Annotated in this window: 24 protein-coding genes and 1 tRNA gene; 13 read left to right on the top strand and 12 right to left on the bottom strand. The window is 66.9% G+C overall.

The window, feature by feature from the left end; all coding sequences use genetic code 11:
• Positions 1-138 precede the first annotated feature (138 nt).
• A complete protein-coding gene (locus BCY78_RS12095) occupies positions 139-972 on the top strand; it encodes an AraC family transcriptional regulator (RefSeq protein WP_068302023.1) in 834 nt (277 codons plus the stop codon).
• Positions 973-975: 3 nt separating this feature from the next.
• Here the strand turns inward: BCY78_RS12095 and BCY78_RS12090 are convergent, their stop codons facing one another.
• On the bottom strand, positions 976-2,277 hold the full coding sequence (locus BCY78_RS12090; RefSeq protein WP_068302021.1) for an aspartate aminotransferase family protein: 1,302 nt from the start codon (positions 2,275-2,277) through the stop codon (positions 976-978).
• Between the two features lie 98 nt (positions 2,278-2,375).
• On the opposite strand from BCY78_RS12090, the gene BCY78_RS12085 reads away from it, so the two are divergent.
• Entirely contained in the window at positions 2,376-3,257 is an 882-nt protein-coding gene (locus BCY78_RS12085) for a LysR family transcriptional regulator (protein WP_139103153.1), read from the top strand.
• An 8-nt stretch (positions 3,258-3,265) separates the two neighbouring features.
• Here BCY78_RS12085 and BCY78_RS12080 read toward each other — a convergent pair whose 3' ends face one another.
• Complete coding sequence (locus tag BCY78_RS12080) at positions 3,266-3,856, bottom strand: lytic transglycosylase domain-containing protein (RefSeq protein ID WP_083194987.1); 591 nt, start codon at positions 3,854-3,856, stop codon at positions 3,266-3,268.
• A 159-nt stretch (positions 3,857-4,015) separates the two neighbouring features.
• Between BCY78_RS12080 and ssb the strand changes: the two genes are divergently transcribed.
• From ssb to BCY78_RS12065, 3 genes are all read left to right on the top strand, one after another.
• Positions 4,016-4,567 carry a single-stranded DNA-binding protein gene (gene ssb / locus BCY78_RS12075; RefSeq protein ID WP_068302009.1) on the top strand — a complete coding sequence of 184 codons (552 nt, stop codon included), beginning with the start codon at positions 4,016-4,018 and terminating at the stop codon, positions 4,565-4,567.
• Positions 4,568-4,673: 106 nt separating this feature from the next.
• Positions 4,674-4,747 (top strand) — tRNA-Gly (locus tag BCY78_RS12070).
• A 224-nt stretch (positions 4,748-4,971) separates the two neighbouring features.
• Complete coding sequence (locus tag BCY78_RS12065) at positions 4,972-5,799, top strand: hypothetical protein (RefSeq protein ID WP_068302008.1); 828 nt, start codon at positions 4,972-4,974, stop codon at positions 5,797-5,799.
• Positions 5,800-6,222: 423 nt separating this feature from the next.
• Here the strand turns inward: BCY78_RS12065 and BCY78_RS12060 are convergent, their stop codons facing one another.
• Together BCY78_RS12060 and BCY78_RS12055 are read right to left on the bottom strand one after the other, a co-directional pair.
• Positions 6,223-6,540, bottom strand: a complete 318-nt coding sequence (locus tag BCY78_RS12060; RefSeq protein ID WP_068302007.1) for a hypothetical protein — start codon at positions 6,538-6,540, stop codon at positions 6,223-6,225.
• Positions 6,541-6,654: 114 nt separating this feature from the next.
• Positions 6,655-7,161 carry a flavin reductase family protein gene (locus BCY78_RS12055; protein ID WP_199523146.1) on the bottom strand — a complete coding sequence of 169 codons (507 nt, stop codon included), beginning with the start codon at positions 7,159-7,161 and terminating at the stop codon, positions 6,655-6,657.
• A gap of 207 nt (positions 7,162-7,368) precedes the next feature.
• On the opposite strand from BCY78_RS12055, the gene BCY78_RS12050 reads away from it, so the two are divergent.
• On the top strand, positions 7,369-8,301 hold the full coding sequence (locus BCY78_RS12050; RefSeq protein WP_068301999.1) for a nucleoside hydrolase: 933 nt from the start codon (positions 7,369-7,371) through the stop codon (positions 8,299-8,301).
• A 20-nt stretch (positions 8,302-8,321) separates the two neighbouring features.
• On the opposite strand, the gene BCY78_RS12045 is transcribed toward BCY78_RS12050, so the two are convergent.
• The gene (locus BCY78_RS12045) at positions 8,322-9,209 is read right to left on the bottom strand and encodes a DMT family transporter (protein WP_068301994.1); all 888 of its coding nucleotides are present in this window, start codon (positions 9,207-9,209) and stop codon (positions 8,322-8,324) included.
• A gap of 164 nt (positions 9,210-9,373) precedes the next feature.
• On the opposite strand from BCY78_RS12045, the gene BCY78_RS12040 reads away from it, so the two are divergent.
• The 4 genes from BCY78_RS12040 (at position 9,374) to BCY78_RS12025 (ending at position 13,014) form a co-directional block, all read left to right on the top strand.
• Positions 9,374-10,273: a DMT family transporter gene (locus tag BCY78_RS12040; RefSeq protein ID WP_068301991.1), complete on the top strand. Its 900-nt coding sequence runs from the start codon at positions 9,374-9,376 to the stop codon at positions 10,271-10,273.
• Positions 10,274-10,400: 127 nt separating this feature from the next.
• Positions 10,401-11,678 carry a phosphopyruvate hydratase gene (gene eno / locus BCY78_RS12035; protein WP_068301988.1) on the top strand — a complete coding sequence of 426 codons (1,278 nt, stop codon included), beginning with the start codon at positions 10,401-10,403 and terminating at the stop codon, positions 11,676-11,678.
• Between the two features lie 217 nt (positions 11,679-11,895).
• Complete coding sequence (locus BCY78_RS12030) at positions 11,896-12,366, top strand: hypothetical protein (RefSeq protein WP_068301986.1); 471 nt, start codon at positions 11,896-11,898, stop codon at positions 12,364-12,366.
• Positions 12,367-12,549: 183 nt separating this feature from the next.
• Positions 12,550-13,014 (top strand): hypothetical protein, encoded by a 465-nt coding sequence (locus BCY78_RS12025; RefSeq protein WP_158515928.1) that lies wholly within the window; start codon positions 12,550-12,552, stop codon positions 13,012-13,014.
• A gap of 48 nt (positions 13,015-13,062) precedes the next feature.
• Here the strand turns inward: BCY78_RS12025 and preA are convergent, their stop codons facing one another.
• From preA to BCY78_RS12000, 5 genes are all read right to left on the bottom strand, one after another.
• Entirely contained in the window at positions 13,063-14,367 is a 1,305-nt protein-coding gene (gene preA, locus BCY78_RS12020; protein ID WP_068301980.1) for an NAD-dependent dihydropyrimidine dehydrogenase subunit PreA, read from the bottom strand.
• Position 14,368: 1 nt separating this feature from the next.
• The gene (locus BCY78_RS12015) at positions 14,369-14,848 is read right to left on the bottom strand and encodes a GFA family protein (protein ID WP_068301979.1); all 480 of its coding nucleotides are present in this window, start codon (positions 14,846-14,848) and stop codon (positions 14,369-14,371) included.
• Positions 14,845-16,167, bottom strand: coding sequence for an NAD(P)-dependent oxidoreductase (locus BCY78_RS12010; protein WP_068301978.1), 1,323 nt, complete (start codon positions 16,165-16,167; stop codon positions 14,845-14,847). Before BCY78_RS12010 ends, BCY78_RS12015 begins: the two co-directional genes overlap by 4 nt.
• 204 nt (positions 16,168-16,371) lie before the next feature.
• Positions 16,372-17,496: a 3-dehydroquinate synthase gene (aroB, locus tag BCY78_RS12005; protein WP_068301975.1), complete on the bottom strand. Its 1,125-nt coding sequence runs from the start codon at positions 17,494-17,496 to the stop codon at positions 16,372-16,374.
• A 10-nt stretch (positions 17,497-17,506) separates the two neighbouring features.
• A complete protein-coding gene (locus tag BCY78_RS12000; RefSeq protein ID WP_068301974.1) occupies positions 17,507-18,058 on the bottom strand; it encodes a shikimate kinase in 552 nt (183 codons plus the stop codon).
• 175 nt (positions 18,059-18,233) lie between these two features.
• Here BCY78_RS12000 and BCY78_RS25585 point away from each other — a divergent pair, with 175 nt between their 5' ends.
• The 3 genes from BCY78_RS25585 to BCY78_RS11990 are packed head-to-tail and all read left to right on the top strand — an operon-like array spanning position 18,234 to position 20,949.
• Complete coding sequence (locus BCY78_RS25585; protein WP_158515927.1) at positions 18,234-18,398, top strand: hypothetical protein; 165 nt, start codon at positions 18,234-18,236, stop codon at positions 18,396-18,398.
• A 5-nt stretch (positions 18,399-18,403) separates the two neighbouring features.
• Positions 18,404-19,996, top strand: coding sequence for a hypothetical protein (locus tag BCY78_RS11995; protein WP_083194986.1), 1,593 nt, complete (start codon positions 18,404-18,406; stop codon positions 19,994-19,996).
• Positions 19,996-20,949 (top strand): site-specific tyrosine recombinase XerD, encoded by a 954-nt coding sequence (locus BCY78_RS11990; protein WP_068301973.1) that lies wholly within the window; start codon positions 19,996-19,998, stop codon positions 20,947-20,949. The genes BCY78_RS11995 and BCY78_RS11990 overlap by 1 nt, the downstream gene beginning before the upstream one ends.
• A gap of 21 nt (positions 20,950-20,970) precedes the next feature.
• On the opposite strand, the gene BCY78_RS11985 is transcribed toward BCY78_RS11990, so the two are convergent.
• Positions 20,971-22,050, bottom strand: a complete 1,080-nt coding sequence (locus BCY78_RS11985; protein WP_068301970.1) for a hypothetical protein — start codon at positions 22,048-22,050, stop codon at positions 20,971-20,973.
• Between the two features lie 292 nt (positions 22,051-22,342).
• Positions 22,343-23,719: an FAD-binding oxidoreductase gene (locus BCY78_RS11980; protein WP_068301966.1), complete on the bottom strand. Its 1,377-nt coding sequence runs from the start codon at positions 23,717-23,719 to the stop codon at positions 22,343-22,345.
• Positions 23,720-23,797: the final 78 nt, after the last annotated feature.

Genomic DNA, 23,797 nt, shown 5'->3' with positions numbered 1-23,797 from the left:
CCCCAGCTTTATCCAGAGTCACCGAAAGGCCACGGAATCGGGTCGATTCGAGCCCGGTCTTCGTCTTCCGCGGGAATCCCCTAGCCGTCTCGCAAGCGGGTTATTTACCGTAAGCGGGAAGCTGCCGCTGGACCTGTCATGACGATCATTCCCGATTCCCCGTCCCAATTGCGCCTCACGCCGATGTCGCGGCTTGCGGCCGGTGGGCGATGGCGGGTCGAGGCCATGCGCTCGCTGCGTGAACCCGTGCTGCTGTGGTTCACCCAGGGCCAGGGCCGGATCACCGTCGCCGGAACGACCCGGGGCTACGGCCCCAATAACGCGATCTTCATCCCGCCTGGGGTGATGCATGGCTTCGATTTCGCGCCCCGCACGCAGGGCACGGTCGTGTTCTTCGGCCGCAACCATGGTCTGGAGCTGCCAGGCAGCCCGCAATACCTGCGCCCGCGCGACCCGATCAGCCAAAAGGAGCTGACCGGCATTCTGGAAGCGATCCAGCGTGAGCTGGAAAGCGCGCGCTCGGGCTCGCAGAAGGCCGCGCAGCACCATCTGGGGCTGTTGGGCGTCTGGATGGACCGCCAGCTGGAGCGCGAGAAAGCCTTCGATCCCCTGCCCCAGCGCCCCGGCGCCTCGCAGCGGCTGGTCGCCCGTTATGCCTCGCTCTTGGAGCGTGACTTCCGCTCGAACCGCGCCGTCGCCGATTATGCCGAGGCTCTGGGCGTGACGCCCACCCACCTGACCCGCGTGTGCAAGACCACCTGCGGCAAGGGCGCGCATCAGCTGCTGGAAGACCGCATCCTGTTTGAGGCCCGCCGCCTTCTCAGCGAGACGCGCCTGCCGATCAAGGACGTGGCCGAGATGCTGGGCTTCAACTCGGCCGGCTATTTCACCCGCGCCTTCCAGAAGACCGCGGGCATGACGCCCTCGGCCTTCCGCAAGAAACCCCTCGCCCCGGTCGTCCCGCGGGCCTGAGGCTTACGCCGAGGCGGCGGCAATCGCCTCGGCCATGATCGCCAGTGCCTCGTCGATCTCGGCATCGGTCACCGTCAACGGCGGCGCAATGCGGAACACCGCGCCCATGGCCGGCACTTTCACCACGTTCATGCTGAGCCCGCGCGCCATCGCCTCGGTGGCGATGCGGTCGCCCATGTCCAGATCGGGCACGCGGCTCTGACGGTCGGTGACGATCTCCAGCCCCAGCAACAGCCCGCGGCCCCGCACATCACCGATGCAGTCGAAGCGCTGCATCAGGGTTTCCAGCCCGGCGCGCAGACGGGCGCCAGCGGTGACGGCGCGTTCCGTCAGCCCCTGCGCCTCGATCACATCCAGCACCGTGAGGCCGATCGCCGCCGGCAGCGGGTCGTTCACATGGGTGGTCAAGAAGACGAAGCCGCGGGCATGGGCCTCCTGTTCGATGGCCGACGAGGTCAGCACGGCGGCCAGCGGCAGGCCCGCGCCCAGCGTCTTCGACAGCGTCAGGATATCCGGCACGATGCCGTCGCGCTGGAAGGCGAACATATGGCCGGTGCGGCCCATGCCGGTCTGCGCCTCATCAAGGATCAGCAGCATCCCGCGCTCGTCGCATTTCTGTTTAAGCGCCTTCAGATAACCCTCCGGCAGGTCGATGATCCCGCCCGAGGAAAGGATCGGCTCGGCGATGAAGGCGGCGAGGCTGCCGGTCGATTGCGCGTCGACCATGGCGAAGGCATCGTCGAGTTCGGTCTGCCAGTCGAGCGAGCCATCCGCATGGGTGAAGCGCGGGCGGTAGGCATGCGGCGCGGGGATGGCAAAGTTGCCGACGCCCGCCGGGCCATAGCCCTTGCGCGCCGAGGAATAGGTCGCCCCTGCCGCCGCCCCAGTCATGCCGTGCCAGCTTTTGGTGAAGGCGACGATCTCGTGTTTGCCGGTCACGCATTTCGCCAACCGGATCGCCGCTTCGTTGGATTCACCGCCGGTCGAGAGCAGCATCACCTTCTCCAAGCCCGGCACCAACGAGCCGAGGCGTTCCGACAGTTCGATCACCGGCTCGGAGAGCATGCCACTGAAGATATGATCGAGCCGCCCGATCTGCTCGCGCACCGTCGCGACGATGGCCGGATGCGAATGGCCCAGCACCGCGCTCATCTGCCCCGAGGTGAAATCGAGGATCGGCTTGCCGGCGCGGTCAAAGACCCGCGCGCCCTCGGCCCGGTCGATGATCCGGGGCTCGAAGACCGGGCCGTAGCGCATCACATGTTTCGAGGCGGCATCCCAAAGGTCGGCGTCAGAGCGGGTCATGATGTGGTCCGTGTGAGGAGGATTTGGGTCGAGACTAGCCCTTGCCGCGCCGTCAGGGAAATTCATAATGCTTCGGTCCGATCTCAAGGATCTTGATGATGCAGAGCCTCGATATTCCCCTCTTGCGCAGTTTTCTGGCGATTGCGCGGACCGGCTCGATCAGCGCCGCGGCGGGTCAGGTCGGGCGCACGCAATCGGCGCTGTCGATGCAGATGCGCAGGTTGGAGGACATCACCCGCCAGCCGCTGCTGCACCGGACGGGTCAGGGCATGGCGCTGACGGCGGCGGGTGAGCGGCTGCTGGCGCAGGCCGAGCGCATCCTCGCCGCGCATGACGAGGCGCTGGATGCGATCACCGGACGGGCGCTTTCGGGCGCGCTGAGCGTCGGTTGCCCCGAGGATTACCTGACCTCGTTCTTCCCCGCCCTGCTGCGCGGCTTCGCGGCGGCGCATCCGGCAGTGGATATCGAGATCCATTGCGCACCGACGGTGGAGTTGCACGGCCTCTTGCGCCGGCGTCGGGTCGATCTGGCGTTGACGTCGGTGGCCGAGGGGGCAACGGGCGTGGCGCTTCTGCGTGAGGAACCCTTGGTCTGGGTCGCGGCGGATCCGGCGCCGGCCTTCCTGTCCGACCCCGTGCTGCCCCTCGCCCTTTCGGCACCCGAGACCCTGGACCACCGCGCCGCCCGGATGGCGCTGGATCAGGCCGGGCGGGCGTACCGGCTGGCCTTTGCCTCGGCCAGCCTCGCGGGGCTTCTGGCCGTGGCGCGGGCGGGGCTGGCGGTGAGCGTGGTCACGCGCTCGGCGGTGCCGGGGGATCTGTATGTGCTGGCGGACGGGCTGCCGCCCCTGCCCCGGCTGGGCGTGACGCTATCGCAGGCCTCGGACAATCCCTCGCCGCTGGCCCGGGCCTTCGCGGACTACGTCACCTGCGCACTGACGGATGGCCCGCGCCTGAAGGGAGTATTTGAGACAAGGTGAGGGGCAGGTCAGCCCGCGCCGAGGATGACGCTGACGTAATTCGTCGTCTCGGCATAGGGGGGCACGCCGTTGTGCTGTTCGACCGCGCCGGGGCCGGCGTTATAGGCGGCAAGCGCGAGGCGCCAGCTGCCGAAACGGTCATACATCATCCTGAGGTAGCGCGCGCCGCCCTCGAGATTCTGTTGCGGGTCATTGATGTCTACGCCCAGAAGCAGCGCGGTTTCGGGCATCAACTGCGCGAGGCCGCGCGCGCCCACGGGCGAGACGGCGCCGGGGTTCCAGCGGCTTTCCTGATGGACGAGGCGGAGGAACAGCTCCTCAGGCACGTTGTGCCGTGAAGCGGCGGCGCGGGCGACGCCGATATACTCGCCCCGGTAGCTGCCGGTATAGCGCACGGCGGGCGCGGCGCCCTCAGGGGCCGAGGCGGAATATTGCCGAGACAGACGGCTGTCCATCAGCCGCGTCTGGCTGCGGAAGGTGTCCGCCCGCGAGGTAGACCCACTGCCGCCGCCCAGCCGCAAACCGCTGGCCGATGCCTGCGTGGTGAAACCCGGTGTCGCACAAACCAGAAGGCCCGCCGCCAAAAGCGTCCGCAGCATTCTTCGCCCCATCACTATCCCCAAGTGGCGCGGATCCTACACCCGAATCGCCAAGGCGCCAAGCGAGGCCCCGTCCGCGGCCCCCCGATAGGCAATTTTCATCCGAGAGCGGGTGGTGTACCCATGGCCATCTTACAGATTCGACAACGGGAGCATTACATGGCGGGATCGGTCAACAAGGTCATCCTGGTCGGCAATCTGGGCCGCGACCCCGAGGTCCGCAGCTTCCAGAACGGCGGCAAGGTCTGCAACCTGCGCATCGCCACTTCGGAAAACTGGCGTGACCGGAATTCGGGCGAGCGCAAGGAGCGCACGGAATGGCACTCGGTCGCCATCTTCTCGGAGCCCCTCGCCAAGATCGCCGAGCAGTACCTGCGCAAGGGCTCGAAGGTCTATATCGAGGGCCAGCTGGAAACCCGCAAATGGCAGGACCAGTCCGGCCAGGACCGCTACACCACCGAGATCGTTCTGCGCCCCTATCGCGGCGAGCTGACGCTGCTCGACGGGCGTGACGGCGGCGGCAATGGCGGCGGCGGTGGCGGCGGCTATGACGACCCGATGGGCGGTGGCGGCTACGGCGGCGGCTCGGGTGGCGGTTACGGCGGCGGGTCGGGCGGTGGCTCGCGCGGCGGCTCCGGTGGTGGCTCGCGCGGGGGTTCGGGCGGCGGCTACAGCGGCCCCTCGGACATGGACGACGAAATCCCGTTCTGATCCGACCCGAATGGTTTCAAGGCCCGGCCAAGCGCCGGGCCTTTTTCGTTCCAGCCCGACGCGCGATCTTGACGGCCTGCCCCGCCCTTTGTAGACGATCCCCTGCGCGGGTATGGTGAAATGGTATCACACGAGCTTCCCAAGCTCTTGGCGCGGGTTCGATTCCCGCTACCCGCTCCAATCTCCCCCCCGGAAATTGCTATTGCGCGAAGCCGTCTAACGGGCCGGCGGTAACGGCTTTTCTGTGTGGCGCTGCCCAAAATCCGACACCGGATGTTAAGGTGTATCCGTCATGCTGATTTTGTTCCTCGGTGATCGCGGGACCTTCGGCGGCGCAACTCGCCGTTGCACAGCGATCGATGTCGGGTAGTGTGGGTCGAGGGCCCGTAGGATAAGAAAACAATATGCGCCAAGCGATTTACGAGAGCGAAGACATCAAGATCACGCAGGATGTTCTGGACGGCTCCCCCAACGTCATCGTGTTTTTCTCCAACTTCAAGGAAGCAGACTGGCAGGCCATCGCCAGTCGAGAGGACAATATCAGGTTCCGAGGGCACTCAGCAGTGTTCGTCTCTGCGAAAACGAACCACTGGTGGCAAATTCCCGACCTGAAAGAAATGTGCGCATGCATTCGCTCGTTGACGGAAGGCTACGCCGAACGGATCTCCTACGGTTCAAGCATGGGAGGCTATGGTGCGCTGCTGTTGTCGTCGGACATAGCCAGTACACGAGTGCTGGCCGTCGCGCCGCAATCGATCATCTCCGATCCCGATGTGCCACTGGCGCCTGTGTGGGCAGAGGCGATCGCCCAACGGCCGATTCTTCGAGACAACGTTGCTGAGAGTCTGCGGGTAGTCCCCGAGATCCTATACGATCCCCACAGGGCACGCGACCTTCGCCATGTCGATGAACTGAAGTCCCGCGTCACAGTCGAAGAGTTGCGCTTCCCGTATGGCGGGCACAAGCTCCTGAACACCCTGAAAGAATGCGGGATACTGCGCGATATCGTGAGCAGGTTGTTCCAGGGCAAGGCAACGGAAGAGGAGCTTCTTGCGATCTACAACCCGGTGAAGCGGACCTCGGCATCGTATGTCTACAACGTTGCTCAAGCCTTGGTCAGCGCTGGTGAATACGACACGGCAGAGCAGGAGCTCGCGACGCTAGATGAACTCGACCCGACGCGGGCAACGTCACTTCGAAGCGTCATCGAACGACGCAAGGCCAAGGCATAAGGCGCAGAGCTCAAGCACCGCGGCGAGATACACGCGCCGTCACTGCGGCCCCCAACGGCTTTGCAGCGTGTCATACCAGCCGCCTGGGCCGAGGTATCCGCGTACGTGGTCTCGGTACGCCCGCGGATCCGCCCCCACACGCGCAAGCGCCATGTGGAGCGGGTCGCCGGCCGAGACCGGCACCGCATGCTCTAAGCGGCAACAAAACCGCGCCTGTGGCCGCTGAGCAATTGTTGGGCTTCTGGCTTTACTTTACCTCACCTCGCCCGAACCCACTGCGCCAGCAGCGCGAGCCGTTCCCCGCAATCGGTGAGGTTGTCCCGATCAGCCCGCCAAGCCGTCTCCACCTCTCTCTGTGTCATCGCCCTTGTAGGCAGAGCCACAGGAGCCGGGCACGGCGCCGCAAGAGCTTCCGGCGGCGCATCAGGGACGGCGAAGACGCTGCACGCTGTCAGCGCCAAGGCACAGGCGGTCAGCATCGGGATCCGTTGCAGCGGCATGGTCCTGTTCCTCACGAAGGGCGTTGCGTTCGGCGGTGGTGGCGGCCTGCGCCTCGATCAGCCCGAGGACCCGCGCCTGCGCCAGTCGCAAGGCCGCCTGAGCGCGGTCCAGTCGCGCGGCCTCGACACCGCCGCGCCAGTGCCAGCCGTACCAGACAGCGCCCCCATGCGAGGCCAGAACACCCAACAGAAGCCAAGGCAGCAACGGCCGCATCGCGGCAAAGGCGATGGCATGGATCATGGCAGGATCGGGGAAAGGAAGGGCATTGCGGGCTCCGGTCAGGGGCCCTCAAGCTGCCGCGCGGGTCTCAAGACCGGCTGAAGCGATCGTACGCATCAGCGCAGGCGCGCAACACTATTGGCCGAAGCCGCCGTAGCTGCCGGCATGGAACACCAGCGGGACGCCCGGACGATGTCGCACGGCCAGCACGCGACCGACGACGATGGCGTGGTCACCCGCGTCATGCACCGCCTCACGCGCACATTCGAACACGGCAAGGCAGCCCGGCAGCACCGGCACACCCTGCGCATTCTCGACGACGTTGGGCAGGTCGAAATCGTGCCCTTGCTTGGCGAAATGCGCACCCAGTTCGTACTGCTCGGCGCCCAGCACGTGGATGGCGAAATGCTCGGCCTTCACGAAGGTATCGAAGCGACGCGAGAATTTGCCCGGCGACCACAGCACCAGCGGCGGGTCCATCGACAGCGAGGCAAAGCTGTTGGCGGTGATCCCGAGAGGCCCGATCTCGGACTGCGCGGTGATCACCGTGACGCCGGTCGCGAAGGCCCCCAACGCGTTGCGGAACGGGCGCTCGTTTCCGGGGCCGGGTGCGAAGCTGGCAGGCTCGATCGGGTCGGTCATCCACTTAGCTTGTGCAAGGGTCATCAAGGGGTTCCTAGCCTGTTCCGTCCCCTGAATACCAGAGCAACAGGGCCATTTTGGGGCAAGATAACCCTGCGTCCGCTTCGGTCCAGACCTGCCCGCAAAGCTCGACAACCGGCAGGCGATTCTGTTAGGGCAGAAAACTTGACCAAAGAGTCACCTTTTCTCCGTGCACTGAGGGTTGCCATGTCCCGCAAGATCATCATCGACACCGATCCCGGTCAGGACGATGCCGTTGCCATCCTGCTGGCCCTCGCCTCGCCCGAGGAGATCGACCTGCTGGGCATCACCTGCGTCGCCGGCAACGTGCCGCTGGCGCTGACCACCAAGAACGCCCGCATCGTCTGCGAGCTGGCCGGGCGCACCGACGTGAAGGTCTTCGCCGGTTGCGACCGCCCGATGCAGCGCAAGCTGGTCACGGCCGAGCATGTGCATGGCAAGACCGGGCTCGACGGAATCGACCTGCCCGACCCGCAGATGGCGCTGCAAGAGGGTCACGGCGTCGATTTCATCATCGAACAGGCCCGCGCCCATGACGGCATCACCCTCGTGCCGATCGGTCCCTTGACGAACATCGGCACGGCCCTTCAACGCGCCCCCGACATTGCCGCCAAGATCGACGAGATCGTCATCATGGGCGGCGCGTATTTCGAGGTCGGAAACATCACCCCGGCGGCGGAATTCAACATTTACGTCGACCCGGAAGCTGCGGATATCGTGTTCAAATCCGGCATCAAGCTGACGGTGATGCCGCTCGATGTGACGCATAAGGTGTTGACCACGAAACCGCGCATTGCCGCCCTGCGCGCGCTCAGCGGTCCCGTCGGTCCTGCCGTCGCCAGCTGGACGGATTTCTTCGAGCGTTTCGACATGGCCAAATACGGCTCCGAGGGCGCGCCGCTGCACGATCCCTGCACCATCGCCTGGTTGATCAAGCCCGAGCTGTTCACCGGCCGCCATATCAACGTCGAGATCGAAACCGGCTCCGAGCTGACGCTGGGCATGACGGTGGCCGATTGGTGGGGCATCACCGACCGGCCGAAGAACGCCTTCTTCATGGGCGACTGCGATGCCGAGGGCTTCTACGCCCTGCTGACCGAACGGTTGGCGCGGCTGTAAGCGCAGCCGCCCGGACAGGCTCAACGCCGGTTGATCAGGAACAACCCGGCGATCAGCAGCGCCAGCGCGATCGGCGTGACCGGCCCCACGGTCTCGCCCAGCACCAGCCATCCCAGAAGCGCGCTGAGCAGCGGCGTCAGGAAGCTGAAGCTGGCCACCGTCGAGGCCTTGTAGCGCCCGATCAGCCAGAACCAGGTGACGAAACCCGCCGTCACCACCCCCACCGATTGCACCACCAGCATCACGCCATGCAGCGTGGTGAAGTCCCGCACCAAGGGGCCGCCGAACAGGGGCGCCGTTGCCGTCAGCAACAGGGCCGAGCCGATCACCTGCCAGAAGATCTGCGCCTCGGCCGAGGCCGTGCCGAACCGCGTCCGGCGGGAGACGACGACGATGGCCGCCCAGCTCATGCCCGCGACCACGGCCGCCAGATCGCCCCACAGATTGCCGGGAACCCCGCTCCCCGCGCCCCGGCCCGCGATGCTGAGGACCACGCCGCCGAACCCCAAGGCAAAGCCCAGCAGGCGCAGGGGTGTCAGACGCTCGCCCGGGAACAGGAAATGCGCGGCCAGCGCCAGCCAGATCGGCATCGCGTAGAACAGCGACGAGGCGCGGACCACGCTGGTATTGTCCAAGGCGATGAACAAGAGCAGGAACTCGGCCGAGAACAGCAGCGCCGCCAAAATCCCCTCGCGCCACAGATCCCAGCGGAACGAGAAGCCGCGCCACAGCATCCAGGCGCCCAGCACCGGGATCGCCACGATCGAGCGCAGGCCGGCGAAGAACGCGGGCTGCAACCCCTCATTCCCCAGCTTGATCATCAGGTTGTTGGCCCCGAACAGCATGGCCAGCCCCAGCATCAGCCAGAAACCGACAGGATCGAGAGAGCGGCGTTCGGTCGGCGTCATGGCATTCCTTCACGGGTTAAGGGCCGGCATAGAACAGGCGCCCTGTCGTAGGGTCAACCCCCAGCGCACGCCTGCAAGGAAAGTCGTCGCGTCGCCCAGACGAACCCTTTCCCCGGCCCGCCGCCCCGGTTATCTCACACGCTAAGGGATAGGGAGGAAACGCGATGTCCAGCCTCAAGGGGCCGATGCTCATGGTGGCCGCCATGGCCGGATTCGCGATCGAAGATGCGATCATCAAGGATCTGTCCACCCGCATGCCTCCCGGCGAGGTCGGCCTCGCGCTGGGCGCCGGCGGGGCGCTGGTCTTCGGGCTGGCCATGTGGCGCAAGGGCGAGCGGTTCTTCGACCGGCGCGCGTTGAAAGGCGCGGCGCTGCTGCGCAACATCTCCGAGATGCTGGCGGCGATGTGCATGATCCTCGGCGTGGCCCTTGTGCCGCTGAGCGTCGTCTCGTCGATCCTGCAGGCCATGCCGCTGGCCGTCACGCTGGCCGCCGCGCTGTTTCTGGGCGAGCCCGTCGGCTGGCGCCGCTGGAGTGCGATCCTCGTGGGCTTCCTCGGCGTGCTGCTGATCCTGCGCCCGGGAACCGAGGGGTTCGACAGCCTCGCCCTGATCCCGCTGGCCGCCGTTGTCTTCCTGACCACCCGCGACATCGCCACCCGCAAGGTCTCGCCCGATGTCACCTCGCTGCAATTGTCGGGCTGGGGCTTCTTCGCCGTCGTGCCCGGCGGCATCCTGCTGCTGTTGATCCGGGGCGAGTCGATGGTGATACCCTCGGCGCTGGACAGCACCTTTCTGATCCTCAACGTGCTGGTCGGCACGACGGCCTATGTCATGCTGGTCCTCTCGACCCGTCTGGGCGATGTCGCCTCGACGACGCCGTTCCGCTACGCGCGCCTCGTCTTCGCGATGCTGATCGGCGTGCTGGTCTTCGGCGAGCGCCCGGATGGCTGGACCCTGATCGGCTCGGCGGTGATCGTGGCGGCGGGCCTCTATACCCTGCTGCGCGAGATCCGGCTGAACCGCCGGCCCGTGCAGACCTCGGAAACCGCCACCCTGCCATGATCGGAAACGGGCAGCGCTATCGGCAGCGATAACGGCCCCGACGGCCGCGCGGAGGACGCCTTAACGTCCTTTTATCGTCACAAGCCCTGCCGTATAGAGGCGTCAACCATTTGCAATGAGGGGCGCCATGACCACCATTATCGACATCCACGGCCGCGAGATCCTCGACAGCCGGGGCAACCCGACGGTCGAAGTCGACGTGATCCTGGAAGACGGCACCATGGGCCGCGCGGCCGTGCCCTCGGGCGCCTCGACCGGCGCGCATGAGGCCGTCGAGCGCCGTGATGGCGACAAGGCCCGCTACATGGGCAAGGGCGTCCTGCACGCCGTCGCCGCCGTCAACGGCGAGATCGCCGAAGCCCTGATGGGGATCGACGCGACCGAGCAGGTTGCCATCGACCGCGCGATGATCGAACTCGACGGCACCCACAACAAGGGCCGTCTCGGTGCCAACGCCATCCTCGGTGTCTCGCTGGCCGTGGCCAAGGCCGCTGCCGAAAGCTGCACCCAGCCGCTGTATCGCTATGTCGGCGGCACCTCGGCCCGCGTCCTGCCGGTGCCGATGATGAACATCATCAACGGCGGCGAGCATGCCGACAACCCGATCGACATCCAGGAATTCATGATCATGCCGGTCAGCGCGGGCAATATCCGCGACGCCGTCCGCATGGGGTCGGAAGTCTTCCACACCCTGAAGAAAGAACTCACCGCCGCCGGCCTCTCGACCGGTCTGGGCGATGAGGGCGGCTTCGCGCCGAACCTCAGCTCGACCACCGCCGCGCTGGACCTGATCCTGAAGTCGATCGAAAAGGCCGGCTACAAGCCCGGCGAGGACATCTACCTCGCGCTCGACTGCGCCTCGACCGAATACTTCAAGGGCGGCAAGTACGAGATGAAGGGCGAAGGCCTCTCGCTGACCTCGGAAGAGAACGCCGAGTATCTGGCGAAGCTCTGCGCCCAGTACCCGATCATCTCGATCGAGGACGGCATGTCCGAGGATGACTGGGAAGGCTGGAAGATCCTGACCGACAAGCTCGGCGGCAAGGTCCAGCTGGTGGGCGATGACCTGTTCGTCACCAACCCCGAGCGTCTGGCCCGTGGCATCGAAGCCGGTGTCGCCAACTCGATGCTGGTGAAAGTGAACCAGATCGGGTCGCTGACCGAGACGCTGCAGGCCGTCGATATGGCCCACCGCGCGCGCTACACCAACGTCATGTCGCACCGCTCGGGCGAGACCGAGGACGCCACCATCGCCGACCTCGCCGTCGCCACCAACTGCGGCCAGATCAAGACCGGCTCGCTGGCCCGTTCGGACCGGCTCGCGAAGTACAACCAGCTGATCCGCATCGAGGAAATGCTGGGCGAAGTGGCCGAATACGCCGGCCGCTCGATCCTGAAGGGCTGAGGCCCGCGCGAAATTTGATGAAAGGCCGTCCCGCTTGGGGCGGCCGTTTTCGTTGGGCCCCAACAAAGGGCGCGGGCGTTTATCAGGGTCAGCGTTGAGATTTCGTCACCAGCGCGACGCCCCCTTAAGCGATATTTCCTTAAAATTTTATACCTTAAGAAGACATTAACGTCGTTGGACCTAGCCTTTTGGTATCGCTCATCTTTGAGGTTCAGCCATGACCGCCTTGACCCCGATTGTACCGACGGCGGCCTACACGCGTGAAACGCAGCCCCACTTGTCGACAGCCACGCGCCATGTCGCCCCTGTCAGCCCGGTGGAATCGCCTCGCGCCGTGCAGCCCGTCGACGACAGCCGCGCCGCCGAGATGGCGCGTTACCACGCCCAACGCGAACGGCCCGTCGGGCCGCCGCCCAGCTTTGATATCAATGTCTTGCAGGACATTCGCACGCGCATCGCCGATCCCGACATGAAACAGGCGATCGAGGATGCGAATGCCCGTCAAGACGAAAGCGCGGAAGCCGAAAACGAACGTGTCGACCGAAGCGAGCGCAGCCGCGCAGACGACGGCCCCCGCGGCATGTCCGAGCGCGAGGTCGAACGGCGTGAGCCTGTCGATGTCTCGGCCACCGCGATGCTGCTCGGCTCGGAAAGCGAATCCGCGCACGCCCTCGACAAGAAGGTTTGACCCTAACCGGCGCGCCCTCCCGCGCCGTTCCGCATGGCCCCTCGCACCGAGCCGTGCCTTGCCCCGCCCTCCCGTCCGCGGGAGGCGGGGCAAGTGTCATTCGGCCTCACCGGTTGTTGACCCTCTGAAGGCGCATGGACTGCTAGCGTCTGCCGATACCCTTCCCCCGTGTGACCCGTTCCCGTGCCCCAGCGTCGCCCCCTCCTCCGCCTTTGGGCCTTGCTTCTGATCCCGCTGCTGGCCCTCCTTGCGGGTGCCACCGCACTGGCCCTGACCTATTCGCTGCGCGTCACGCCGTTCCGGGGCGAGAGTTTCGATGTCGCCCGCTGGCACGACGCCCAGCGTTGCGACCCGCAGCTATCCCCCGCCGATTGCCAACGCCAACAATCCCAGTGCCTGCGCGGCCCGATGGTCGAAGACCTCGTGGAGAACCACCTGCAACGCGCACGCTCGGACCGAACCGCCACCCGGCAGTTCCTCGGCCCGCCCACGCGAACCGGCGCGCTGACCCTCGCTGACCGTCAGTTTGACGATTGCGATTTCTACCCGCTCGGTGCCTGCAGCCTCTTCGGCGTCGACGAGAGCCAGCTCTACATCTGCTTCACTGGCGACCAGACCATCGACCGCGCCGGCCCGATCCGCCCATAAGAAAGGGGCAGCCTGAAGGCCGCCCCTTGTTCCACCCGTCAGCGCCGATCACTCGGCCGCGCTGGCCATCGGGTTGTTGGGATGCTGTGTCCAGTCGCCCTTCTCGGCGGGGACGACATTGCCCGTGCGCTCGTCCAACGAACCGGGCGCCACGCGCTTCATGGTGATGCATTCCTCGACCGGGCAGACATTGACGCAGAGGTTGCAGGCCACGCATTCGCTGTCATCGACCTCGAACACCCGGCCCTCTTTCATCAGGATCGCCTGATGCGAGGTATCCTCGCAGGCGGCATAGCAACGCCCGCAGGAGATGCACTTGTCCTGATCAATCACCGCCTTGGTGACGTAGTTGAGGTTCAGATACTGCCAGTCGGTGACATTGGGCACCGCGCGGCCGGTGATCTGATCGACCGAGGTGAAACCCTTCTTGTCCATCCACAGCGACAGGCCCGCCGTCATCTCTTTGATGATGCCGAAGCCATAGGTCATCGCCGCGGTGCAGACCTGCACGTTGCCCGCGCCCAGCGTCAGGAACTCGGCCGCATCGCGCCATGTCGTGACCCCGCCGATGCCCGAGATCGGCAGATCCGCCGTCATCGGGTCGCGCGCGATCTCGGCCACCATGTTCAGCGCGATGGGCTTCACCGCCGGGCCGCAATAGCCGCCATGCGTGCCCTTGCCGTCGATCGTCGGCTCGGGCGCGAAATCATCGAGATCCACCGAGGTGATCGAGTTGATCGTGTTGATCAGCGAGACCGCATCCGCCCCGCCCCGCTTCGCGGCCTGCGCGGGTTTGCGCACATCGGTGATGTTGGGCGTGAGTTTCACGATCACCGGCATGCGGGTGTACTGCTTGCACCAGCGGGTGATCTGCTCGATCAGGTCGGGGTTCTGGCCGACCGCAGCACCCATGCCGCGCTCGGACATGCCATGCGGACAGCCGCAGTTCAGCTCGATGCCATCGGCGCCGGTCTCCTCGACCAAGGGCAGGATCGCCTTCCACGCCTCCTCGACACAGGGCACCATGATCGAGGCAATGAGCGCGCGATCAGGATAGTCGCGCTTCACCGCCTTCATCTCGCGCAGGTTCACCTCCAGCGGGCGGTCGGTGATCAGCTCGATGTTGTTCAAGCCGAGCAGCCGGCGATCCGCGCCCCAGATCGCGCCATAGCGCGGTCCGTTGACGTTGACGACGGGCGGGCCTTCCTCACCCAGCGTCTTCCAGACAACGCCGCCCCAGCCGGCCTCGAAGGCGCGGCGGACGTTGTATTCCTTGTCGGTCGGCGGCGCCGAGGCCAGCCAGAAGGGGTTGGTGGACTTGATGCCCACGAAATTGGAGGTCAGGTCAGCCATGTCAGCACTCCTCGGACGCCATCAGCGCCGCATATTCGGCCAGCAGCGGGCCATAAGCCTCGCCCGGCGGGAATTGTTCGAACTTGTGCCGGGCGGGGGTCTCCGCCCAGGGCAGTTTCTCGGAGGTACACGTTTCCATGAAGGGCACGAAACCCGAGGGATCGTCCAGCATCACCGCCCGCACATTGAGGAATTCCATCCCCGGAATGCGCGTGAAGACCCAGGACAGGCAATCCGGGCAATGCATGTGCTGCAATCCGGGCGCCTTCATCCCGCCGATAACGGGGTCGCCCTGTGTCACCTCGAAGCCGCCCAAGGGCACCATCAGCGTGGTCGAGAAGGCACTTCCCGACATCTTTTGGCACCCCCGGCAATGGCAGGCGGCCGAGGCGATGGGCTGCGCCGTCACGCGAAACCGCAGCGCCCCGCAACGGCAGCCGCCCTCGGCGGGCAGCGTCAGGGGTTTCGGCACCGCGCTCATGCGCCGAGCGCCGCGTGGATATCCAGCGCCGCGTCACGGCCCTGAGCCACGGCGGTGACCGTCAGGTCCTCGCCCCCGGTGGCGCAATCGCCCCCGGCCCAGACACCTGCGACCGAGGTCCGGCCCTGTGCGTCGATGGCGATCTTGCCGCCCTCCAGCGCCAGCGCCTCGGGCTGGCCCTTCAGCGTCTGGCCGATGGCCTTGAACACCTGATCCGCCGGCAGGGTGAAGGTCTCGCCGGTCTTCTCCAGCCCCGCGGCGCCGCTGCGGGTATAGGCAAAGGTCACGCCCGCGGCACTCACCTCGACCGGCATGGCGTTGGTGAGGATCGTCACGCCCTCGGTCGCGGCATGGTCGAGCTCGTAATCAGAGGCCGACATCGCCCCGCGATCCCGGCGATAGACGATCGAGACATGCTCGGCGCCCAGAAGCCGCGATTGCACGGCGGCGTCGACCGCGGTCATGCCGCCGCCGATGACCACGACATGACGACCGATGGCGAGGGTGGATTTGTCCTCGGTCTGGCGCAGTTCTTCGATGAAATCGACCGCGTCGCGGACAGAGGGAAGATCTTCACCCGGCACACGCAGGGCATTCACGCCCTGCAGACCGACCCCAAGGAACACCGCATCAAACTGGCCTTTCAGCCCGTCCAGCGTCAGATCGCCGCCCAGCGCCTTGCCGGTCTCGACAGCGATGCCGCCGATCTGCAGCAGCCAGTCAACCTCGGCCTGCGCGATGCCATTGGCCGCCTTGTAGGCCGCGATGCCGTATTCGTTGAGGCCGCCGGGCTTGGGACGGGTGTCATACATCGTCACCGCATGACCCAGCATGGCCAGACGATGCGCGGCGGACAGGCCCGCGGGCCCCGCCCCCACCACGGCCACCGACTTGCCGGTCGCGGGCGCGCGGGTGAAGGGATGCTCGTTCGCGGCCAGAAGACCGTCGGTGGCATAGCGCTGCAGGCGGCCGATCTCGACCGGGTTGCCCTCGGCGTCGTTGCGCACGCAGGAGCCTTCGCAGAGCGTCTCGGTCGGGCAGACACGGGCGCACATCGAGCCGAGGATGTTCTGCGACAGGATCGTGCGAGCGGCAGCATCGGGCTGGCCGGCCTGGATCTGGCGGATGAAGAGCGGGATGTCGATGTCGGTGGGACAGGCGGTGATGCAGGGCGCATCATGGCAGAAATAACAGCGGTCGGCGGCGACTCGGGCCTCATGCGCGTCGAGATCGGGATAGAGATCGTCGAAATGCGCGGCCAGCGTCGCGTCGTCCAGACGCGCGGCGACCACGCCGTCTGTCTGCGGGGAATTCGTCACGGGCTACCTCCGGGTTGGCTGGTGTTCTTTTTTCACCAGCTTGCCACGGATCAAAATTTTATCAACGGGTAAAATTTTGAAATCGGCGAGGAGCGTCCGGTTTGCCCAATTCACAGGCAGTTTGGCGCAACGGTGGGATGAAATCCCACCCTACCCGTCCCGCGCAGCCCCGTAGGGTGGGTTTTCAACCCACCGTCGCGACCGTTACGCCAGCGCGTCGTCCAGAAGTCTGGCCAAGGCCTCGCGCGGGACGTCCGAGGTCGCGAAGCTCTCGCCGATCCCGCGCGCCAGAATGAAGCGCATGGTCCCGTCGACCACCTTCTTGTCCTGCGCCATCAGCTCGATCAGCGCCTCGCGCCCCGGCAGCTCGCCCGGAATATCCGACAGCTTCCGCTTCATCCCCATCCGCGCCAGATGCTCGGCCACGCGCTCGGGCGCCTCCTGCGAGCACAGCCCCAGCCGCGCCGACAGATCGAACGCCAGCAGGCAACCGATCGCCACGCCTTCCCCATGCAGAAGCCGGTCCGAGAAGCCCGTCGCCGCCTCCAGCGCATGCCCGAAGGTATGGCCGAGGTTCAAAAGCGCGCGGTCCCCTTGCTCGGTCTCGTCGCGCTCGACGATATCGGCCTTCATCCGCACCGAATGCCGCACCGCCTCCTGCCGCAGGGCCTTGTCGCCCGCCGCCATCGCCGGGGCATTCACCTCAAGCCAGTCGAAGAACGCCGCATCGCCCAGCAGCCCGTATTTCACCACCTCACCATAACCGGCGAGGAAGTCGCGCCCCTTCAGCGTGTCCAGCGCGTCGATATCCGCCAGCACCAGCGAGGGCTGATGGAACGCCCCGATCAGGTTCTTGCCCAAAGGCGAGTTGATGCCGGTCTTGCCCCCGACCGAGCTGTCCACCTGCGCCAACAGCGAGGTCGGGATCTGCACGAAACGCACGCCCCGGCGCAGCACTGCCGCCGCGAAGCCCACGAGGTCGCCGATCACGCCGCCGCCCAAGGCCACGACGATATCCCCGCGTTCGACCCGCTGGGCCAGCAGCCATTCCACCGTCCGCTCGAACTGAACCCAACCCTTGGTGCTCTCGCCCGGCGGAAGGATCAGCGCCTCCAGCGCGATCCCTTCGGCCGCGAGCCCCGTCCGCAACCGCTCCAGCTGCGCCCAGGCCACCGTCTCCTCGGTCACCACCGCCACCCGCTTGCGGCGCAAGAGCGGCGCGATCTCGGCCCCGGCGCGGTCAATCAGCCCGCAGCCGACCCGCACGGTATACGAGCGCTCGCCCAGGTTCACGCGAACGTCGTCGATGGCAGGGAGAGCGTCACTCATGGGGCAGGCCTCAGGCGTCGGCGACATCCAGCACATCGGGCCGCTTCGCCAGCGCCTCGATCACCTTATCCGCCGTGGTTTCAATGGGATAATCGGCCTCGGTGGCCACGATCAGATCGGCCTGCGCATAGGCAGGCTCGCGCGCGGCCATCAGGTCGGCCAGCGTCTGGTAAGGGTTCGGCGTCTTCAGAAGCGGCCGGGTGTCCTTGCGCTTCACCCGCTGCCACAGCGTGTCGAGGTCGGCCTTCAGCCAGACCGACACGCCCGAGGCAGTGATGCGGCGCTGCGTCCGCTCGCTCAGGAATGCGCCGCCGCCCACCGACAGCACACAGGGCTCGCCATCGATCAGACGGGCGATGACCTGCGCTTCCTTCTCGCGGAAAAAGGCCTCGCCGTCCCGCGCGAAAATCTCGGCGATCGAGGCATTGGCCGCGCGTTCGATCTCGGCATCCGAATCGAGGAACGGCACACCCAGCTTCACCGCCAGCTCCTTGCCGACGGCGGACTTGCCGGCGCCCATCATGCCGACCATGACCACGGTCTTTTTCAGCCTTGGCTCCATCGGCAAAACCTCGCCGGCCTCCCCTCGCAGATCGCCTCAGTTCACAAGAAGGCGATTTTTCGCCACGCGCCCCTGAATGGCGTGAACTCGCGCCAAGTTCCAGTTATAAATCGCCGCGAACGCCCGTCACGACCCGCGGACCGGCGATGACACAACAACGAGGACCGAGCCCCCTATGCCCCGATACAACGATGGCCCCGGATTTTTTGGCTACCTGTTCCGGCTGGTGCTGATCCTGGTTCTGGTGGGCGGCGTGGGCTTTGTGGCCTTCGCCTATTTCGGCGATCTGGGCCGCGCGCCTGAGCCTCGCAGCCTTCCCGTCGACCTGCAGCTCGGCTGATTGCCATGGCCACACAGCGCGCCTTCCGCGAATCACTGTTGATCCTCGCGCTGGTCCTGCCCGGACCGGTGCTGGCCCAGCAACCCGCCGAAGCCGCAGCGCCCGGCCCGCTGTCTGCCATCGACTGGCTGCGCGACAACCCCGACCGCCCGCTGCCCGGCGCCTATCCGGTCACGCCCCCCGCCGCGGGCGCCGGCACCCCGACCGAGATCTCGGTCCGCGCGCTCGATGCCCTGCGCCCCGAGGCCGTGGGCCTGTTCCCTGCCGCGCGCGTGGGCCTGCCTGCGACGCTGTGGGGCCCGACCCCGGCCGCCCGCCTGTCCGAGCTGATCGCCACCCTGCCCGCCGACATGCTGCCGGCGCTGCGCGACCTGTCGCACCGCCTGTTGCTGGCCGAGTTCAACGCGCCCCTGCCCGGCACCACGCCGAACGAGGCGCCGGACTACCTGCTTGCCCGGATCGACAAGCTGATCGATTTCGGCGCGCTCGACCAAGCGGCGGTCCTGCTGGATACGCTCGGCTCGGACCAGCCGGTGCTCCGGCTGCGGCGCTTCGACATCGGCCTGCTTCTGGGGGATGAGGACCGAACCTGCCCGGCCATCCTCACGCCGGAGCCGCCGATTGGCGACGACGCCGCGATGATCTTCTGCCTCGCCCGCGCCGGGGAATGGGAACAGGCGGCCGCCCTGCTGGATGAGGCCACGCAGGCGGGTCGGATGCAGCCCTATCTGGCGGATCTCATGCATAAGTTCCTGCATGACGATGAGGTTCTGCCCCTCTCGCCCACCCTGCTGCCGCCGCCGCCCGGCGTGCCCAGCCCGCTGGTCTGGCGCCTGCGCGAAGCCACGGGCGATGCCGAGGCCTCGCTGGGGATGCCGGTCGCCTATGCCCATTCCGACCTGCGCGGTCTCAACGGCTGGCGCAGCCAGATCGAAGCGGCCGAGCGTCTGACCCGTGTCGGCGCCGTCACCCCCAACCGCCTGCTGGGCCTCTATACCGAGCGCCGCGCAGCGGCCTCGGGCGGGATTTGGGAACGCGTCAGTGCCATTCAGGCCTTGGACGCGGCCATTGCCTCGGAAGACACGGCCCGCGTGACGGCAGCCTTGCTGGAGGCTTGGCCGCTCATTCAGGCAGGCGAGCTGGAAGTGCCGATGGCCGAGCTCTTTGCCCAGCCGTTGCAGCACCTGCCCCTGACCGGCGAGGCTGATGCCATCGCCTTCCGCATGGGGCTTTTGTCCAGCGATTACGAGACGATCGCGCTGGGTCTTGAGATGGACAGCGCCAGTTCGGACGCGCGGTTCCTCGCCGCCATCGCCCGTGGCATGGATCCCGGCGAGCTGCGCGGCTCGATGCCCGGTGAGCTGGCGCGCGCGGTTGCGCTGGCGTTCGGCCCGGAAGGCCCCCTGCCCGAAGGCATGGCCGAGCGCCTGTCCGAAGGGCGTCTGGGCGAGGAAATCCTGCGCCTCCTGAACCAGCTAGGTGGCCCCGGCGATCCGCGCACCATGGCCGAGGGGCTCACGGCCTTGCGCGCCTTGGGGCTGGAGGACGTGGCCCGCCGCATGGCGCTGGAGAGCCTGCTGCTCGAACGGAACGGCTGATGCCTGACCTTGAGGCGCAGCGCCAGATTTCCACCTTCCTCGAAGCCATCGCCGCCGAGAATGGCGCCGCGCGTAACACGCTGCTGGCCTATGGGCGCGACCTGTCCCATGCCGCCGATTGGCTGCAGGACAACGGCCCCGGCCTGCCGGCAGCCGAGCGCGACGATATCGAAGGGTATCTTGTCTCGCTCGATGCCGAAGGGCTGTCCCGCGCGACCCGCGCCCGGCGGCTGTCCGCGTTGAAGCAGTTCTTCCGCTTCGCCTATGACGAGGGTTGGCGCGGCGACAACCCGACCCTGCGCATCGATGGCCCCGGTCGCAGCCAGCGCCTTCCCGGAACACTGACCGAGGACGAGGTGATCCGGCTGCTCGATGCCGCCCGCGACCACGGCCCTGATGCTGCGACCCGCGCGCGCAATGCCTGCCTGTTCGAGCTGCTCTATGCCAGCGGGCTGCGGGTGACCGAGCTGGTTTCGCTGCCCCATGCCGCCCTGCGCGGCGCGCCGGAGATGTTGATGGTGCGCGGCAAGGGCGGCAAGGACCGGATGGTCCCGCTATCCGATCCCGCTCGCGCCGCGGTGGCGATCTGGCTGTCCCACCGCGACGCCGCCGAGGATCTGGCCCGTCAGCAGGGCCATCCCCCCTCGCGCTTCCTGTTTCCGGCGCGGGGTGCCGAGGGGCATCTGAGCCGCGTGCGGTTCCACGCTTTGGTGAAGCAGATCGCGCTGGAGGCGGGCCTCGACCCTGCGCGGGTCAGCCCGCATGTGCTGCGCCACGCCTTCGCGACGCATCTTCTGGCCGGCGGCGCCGATCTGCGGGTGATCCAGACCCTGCTGGGCCATGCCGATCTGGGCACGACCGAGATCTACACCCATGTTCTCGATGAAAAATTGCGGGCGCTGGTCATGGACCACCACCCGCTGGCGCAACCGCGCAAGGACGAGGCGGACTGACCGCCGCGTTCCGTGCGAGGCTTACGGCAGGATCGGCAGCTCGCCGAAGATCAGCGCCTGTTGCCAGATATCCATCGCCGGATTGACGCTGAAGCCGTTCCGCCCCAGCCGCGCCGGAAGCGAGACCTCAACCTGAAGCAGCGCCAGACCGTCGTCCAGCACCGAGACGCTGAGCGATCCCGCGCCATCAAGCGCGTCGAGCAGGCTTGCGGCCCCCGGCACCGGCGCCTCGCGCCACAGCCGGGTCAGTTCGGCGCCCAGTGCGACCGGCGAGGCATAGCCTTCGACCGGCCAGTCGAGCGTCGCCAGCAACAGGCCGGTGGCCGTGTCCCCCTCGGCGAAATCGGCCAAGGCCAGCGCGCGCCATGGCAGCGCGGTCTCGGACACGGGTGCAGCCGGGTAAAGCAGTGCTGCGATCAGATCGCCTGCGGTGCCGTGTTCATCCATGCTGTCGATCGTCTCGACCAGAGGGGCGAGGGCTTCCTGCCCGGCCAAGGCCCCGTCACTGTCGGCCATCAGCGCCTCGGCCTGCGACATCGCCGCGTAGTGGAGGTCGCTGCCCCTCAGCCGCAGCGCCACGTCCCGCGGGAAGGGCCCGCTCCAGAGCGCCGAGGCGTCGACGATAGCCGAGCCGCCGCCCCAGACACCGTCGGCCAGCGAGTGATAGCCGTGATCGGCGAGGAAGCCGGGCAAGGCGGCCGTCGCCTCGTCATCCAGTTGGATCACCCCCTCATTGCGTCCCCGGCCAAAGGTCACCAGCTGGGTGATGGCGTCACGGGCAAACCCCTGCGCCGCGGTGCTGTCCGGATCGGCAACCAAGGCCTGCGCGCCCGGAGTCGGGCCGACGGCCGTCAGCAACACGCGGCTGACCAGACCCGACGCCGGCTCACCGGCTTGTTGCTGACCTTCGGCCGCCGCGAGGTCGCCGTAGCCGATTTCGGCGCGGGGGCCAAAGGCACGCTCAGGCAGGGTTTCGAGCAGCGAACCAAGCGTGCTGCTATCGTCGTCCCACCAGCTGCCGGCTTGGGCGGGGGGCACCGAGAGGGTGAGAGAAGACAGGAAAACGGGCAGCAAAAGCCGCCGGGGGGAAAACACCCGCATGAAAAGCTCCGTCAATATCGCAAACGTCAAAATGAGCCCCGACCCTGCCGGAGGACGCCGGTCATCGCAACCCTTTGGGGTCAGGAAGTCCTGTCGGGGCTTTGGTGCGCTGGGTCAGCGGCAGGGAGGGGTTTCGCCCTCGTCCGGCATGCCTCCGGCACGCAGGCCTCGCGCGACCAAGGGCGCCTCGCTTCGCTCGGCGCCCGAAAGGAGGGGGCTGTCTGCCCCCTCGGCCTGCGGCCTCACCCCCGAGGATATTTTCGGAACGAAGATGAGGGGGGCGTTCGTGTGATCAGTTGCCGGGCAAGAGCTTGCCGGGGTTCATCAGGCCGTCGGGGTCGATGGCGGCCTTGATCGCGCCCATCACGTCCCAGGCGTCGCCGTGCTCGGCCCGCATGTATTTGGTCTTGCCCATGCCGATGCCATGTTCGCCGCTGACGGTGCCGCCCAGACGCAAAGCGCGCTCGGCCATATTGGCGGACAGGCGCAGGGCGATCTCCTTTTGCGCGGCGTCCCCCAACTGCGGCAGCAGCAGCGCGTGGAAATTGCCGTCGCCGACATGGCCGACGATCGGGCCCGGGATCCCCGAGGCGGCGATCTCAGCCGCGGTTTCCTCGACAGCTTCCGCCAGACGCGAGATCGGCACGCAGATGTCGGTGGTGATCGGGTCCGAGCCGGGATGCGCCTGCAAGATCGTCCGGTAGGCATTGTGGCGCATTGCCCAGAGGGCGTTGCGGTCCTCAGCTTTCTCGGCCCAGCGGAAGCCTTGGCCGCCGAAATCCTCGGCCAGTTCGGCGAAGCGCTCCATCTGCTCGGCCACGCCCGCCTCGGTGCCGTGGAACTCCAGCATCAGATGCGGCGCATCGGGCCAATCGGTGCCCGCCGCCTTGTTGAAGCCCGCCGCCGAGGCCGCATCGACGAATTCGATCCGGGCCATGGGGATGCCGGACTGGATGGTCGCGATCACCGTATCCACCGCGCCCTGAAAGGTGTCGAAGGCACAGACCGCGGCGCGCACGGCCTCGGGCTGACCATGCAGCTTCAGCGTGAGCTCGGTGATCAGGCCCAAGGTCCCTTCCGAGCCCACGAAGAGTGCCGTCAGGTCGTAACCCGTCGAGCTTTTCGGCGCGCGCGTGCCGGTGCGGATGATCCGGCCATCGGGCAACACCACCTCCAGCCCCAGCACATTGGCCTTCATCGTCCCGTAACGCACCGCCGTGGTCCCCGAGGCCCGGGTCGAAGCCATGCCCCCCAGCGAGGCATTCGCGCCCGGGTCGATCGGGAAAAACAACCCGGTCGCGCGCAATTCGGTGTTGAGCGCCTCGCGCGTGACGCCGGGCTGGACGGCGACCACCATATCCTCCGGCACCACCTCCAGCACCGCGGCCATGCGCTGGAAATCGACCGTGACACCGCCGCGCGGGGCCAGCGCATGCCCCTCCAGCGAGGTGCCCGCGCCCCAGCCGATGATCGGCAGACCGGCGCTGCGGCAGATCTTCACGATCTCGGCCACTTCGGCGGTGGTCTCAGGGTAAGCCACGGCATCCGGCGGCATGTCCTGGAAATGCCCTTCGGAACGACCGTGCAGGTCACGGTCCGATTGCGAGCGATTCAGCCGCTCGCCCAGCAGGGCCGACAGGGCCTCCAGCGCGTCATCCTTGGTGGTCATCGCAGCCCTCCCTGGCCTTGGCCCTCGTCCTTTGGGCGGACCCTATCCCCTGCCGCGCGGGGATGCCAGATCCGCCGA

This window comes from Pararhodobacter sp. CCB-MM2, from assembly GCF_001691415.1.
GTDB lineage: Bacteria > Pseudomonadota > Alphaproteobacteria > Rhodobacterales > Rhodobacteraceae > Pararhodobacter.
Note: the sequence above shows the minus strand (reverse complement) of the source record. Positions and strands in the feature narration are given on the sequence as shown.

What these genes read in the sequence shown, in the direction of transcription:
- BCY78_RS12095 (WP_068302023.1), top strand. Translation starts at nt 139, where the DNA reads ATGACGATCATTCCCGATTCCCCGTCCCAATTGCGCCTCACGCCGATG.
- BCY78_RS12090 (WP_068302021.1), bottom strand. Translation starts at nt 2,277, where the DNA reads ATGACCCGCTCTGACGCCGACCTTTGGGATGCCGCCTCGAAACATGTG.
- BCY78_RS12085 (WP_139103153.1), top strand. Translation starts at nt 2,376, where the DNA reads ATGCAGAGCCTCGATATTCCCCTCTTGCGCAGTTTTCTGGCGATTGCG.
- BCY78_RS12080 (WP_083194987.1), bottom strand. Translation starts at nt 3,856, where the DNA reads ATGCTGCGGACGCTTTTGGCGGCGGGCCTTCTGGTTTGTGCGACACCG.
- ssb (WP_068302009.1), top strand. Translation starts at nt 4,016, where the DNA reads ATGGCGGGATCGGTCAACAAGGTCATCCTGGTCGGCAATCTGGGCCGC.
- BCY78_RS12065 (WP_068302008.1), top strand. Translation starts at nt 4,972, where the DNA reads ATGCGCCAAGCGATTTACGAGAGCGAAGACATCAAGATCACGCAGGAT.
- BCY78_RS12060 (WP_068302007.1), bottom strand. Translation starts at nt 6,540, where the DNA reads ATGATCCATGCCATCGCCTTTGCCGCGATGCGGCCGTTGCTGCCTTGG.
- BCY78_RS12055 (WP_199523146.1), bottom strand. Translation starts at nt 7,161, where the DNA reads ATGACCGACCCGATCGAGCCTGCCAGCTTCGCACCCGGCCCCGGAAAC.
- BCY78_RS12050 (WP_068301999.1), top strand. Translation starts at nt 7,369, where the DNA reads ATGTCCCGCAAGATCATCATCGACACCGATCCCGGTCAGGACGATGCC.
- BCY78_RS12045 (WP_068301994.1), bottom strand. Translation starts at nt 9,209, where the DNA reads ATGACGCCGACCGAACGCCGCTCTCTCGATCCTGTCGGTTTCTGGCTG.
- BCY78_RS12040 (WP_068301991.1), top strand. Translation starts at nt 9,374, where the DNA reads ATGTCCAGCCTCAAGGGGCCGATGCTCATGGTGGCCGCCATGGCCGGA.
- eno (WP_068301988.1), top strand. Translation starts at nt 10,401, where the DNA reads ATGACCACCATTATCGACATCCACGGCCGCGAGATCCTCGACAGCCGG.
- BCY78_RS12030 (WP_068301986.1), top strand. Translation starts at nt 11,896, where the DNA reads ATGACCGCCTTGACCCCGATTGTACCGACGGCGGCCTACACGCGTGAA.
- preA (WP_068301980.1), bottom strand. Translation starts at nt 14,367, where the DNA reads ATGGCTGACCTGACCTCCAATTTCGTGGGCATCAAGTCCACCAACCCC.
- BCY78_RS12015 (WP_068301979.1), bottom strand. Translation starts at nt 14,848, where the DNA reads ATGAGCGCGGTGCCGAAACCCCTGACGCTGCCCGCCGAGGGCGGCTGC.
- aroB (WP_068301975.1), bottom strand. Translation starts at nt 17,496, where the DNA reads ATGAGTGACGCTCTCCCTGCCATCGACGACGTTCGCGTGAACCTGGGC.
- BCY78_RS12000 (WP_068301974.1), bottom strand. Translation starts at nt 18,058, where the DNA reads ATGGAGCCAAGGCTGAAAAAGACCGTGGTCATGGTCGGCATGATGGGC.
- BCY78_RS25585 (WP_158515927.1), top strand. Translation starts at nt 18,234, where the DNA reads ATGCCCCGATACAACGATGGCCCCGGATTTTTTGGCTACCTGTTCCGG.
- BCY78_RS11995 (WP_083194986.1), top strand. Translation starts at nt 18,404, where the DNA reads ATGGCCACACAGCGCGCCTTCCGCGAATCACTGTTGATCCTCGCGCTG.
- BCY78_RS11990 (WP_068301973.1), top strand. Translation starts at nt 19,996, where the DNA reads ATGCCTGACCTTGAGGCGCAGCGCCAGATTTCCACCTTCCTCGAAGCC.
- BCY78_RS11985 (WP_068301970.1), bottom strand. Translation starts at nt 22,050, where the DNA reads ATGCGGGTGTTTTCCCCCCGGCGGCTTTTGCTGCCCGTTTTCCTGTCT.
- BCY78_RS11980 (WP_068301966.1), bottom strand. Translation starts at nt 23,719, where the DNA reads ATGACCACCAAGGATGACGCGCTGGAGGCCCTGTCGGCCCTGCTGGGC.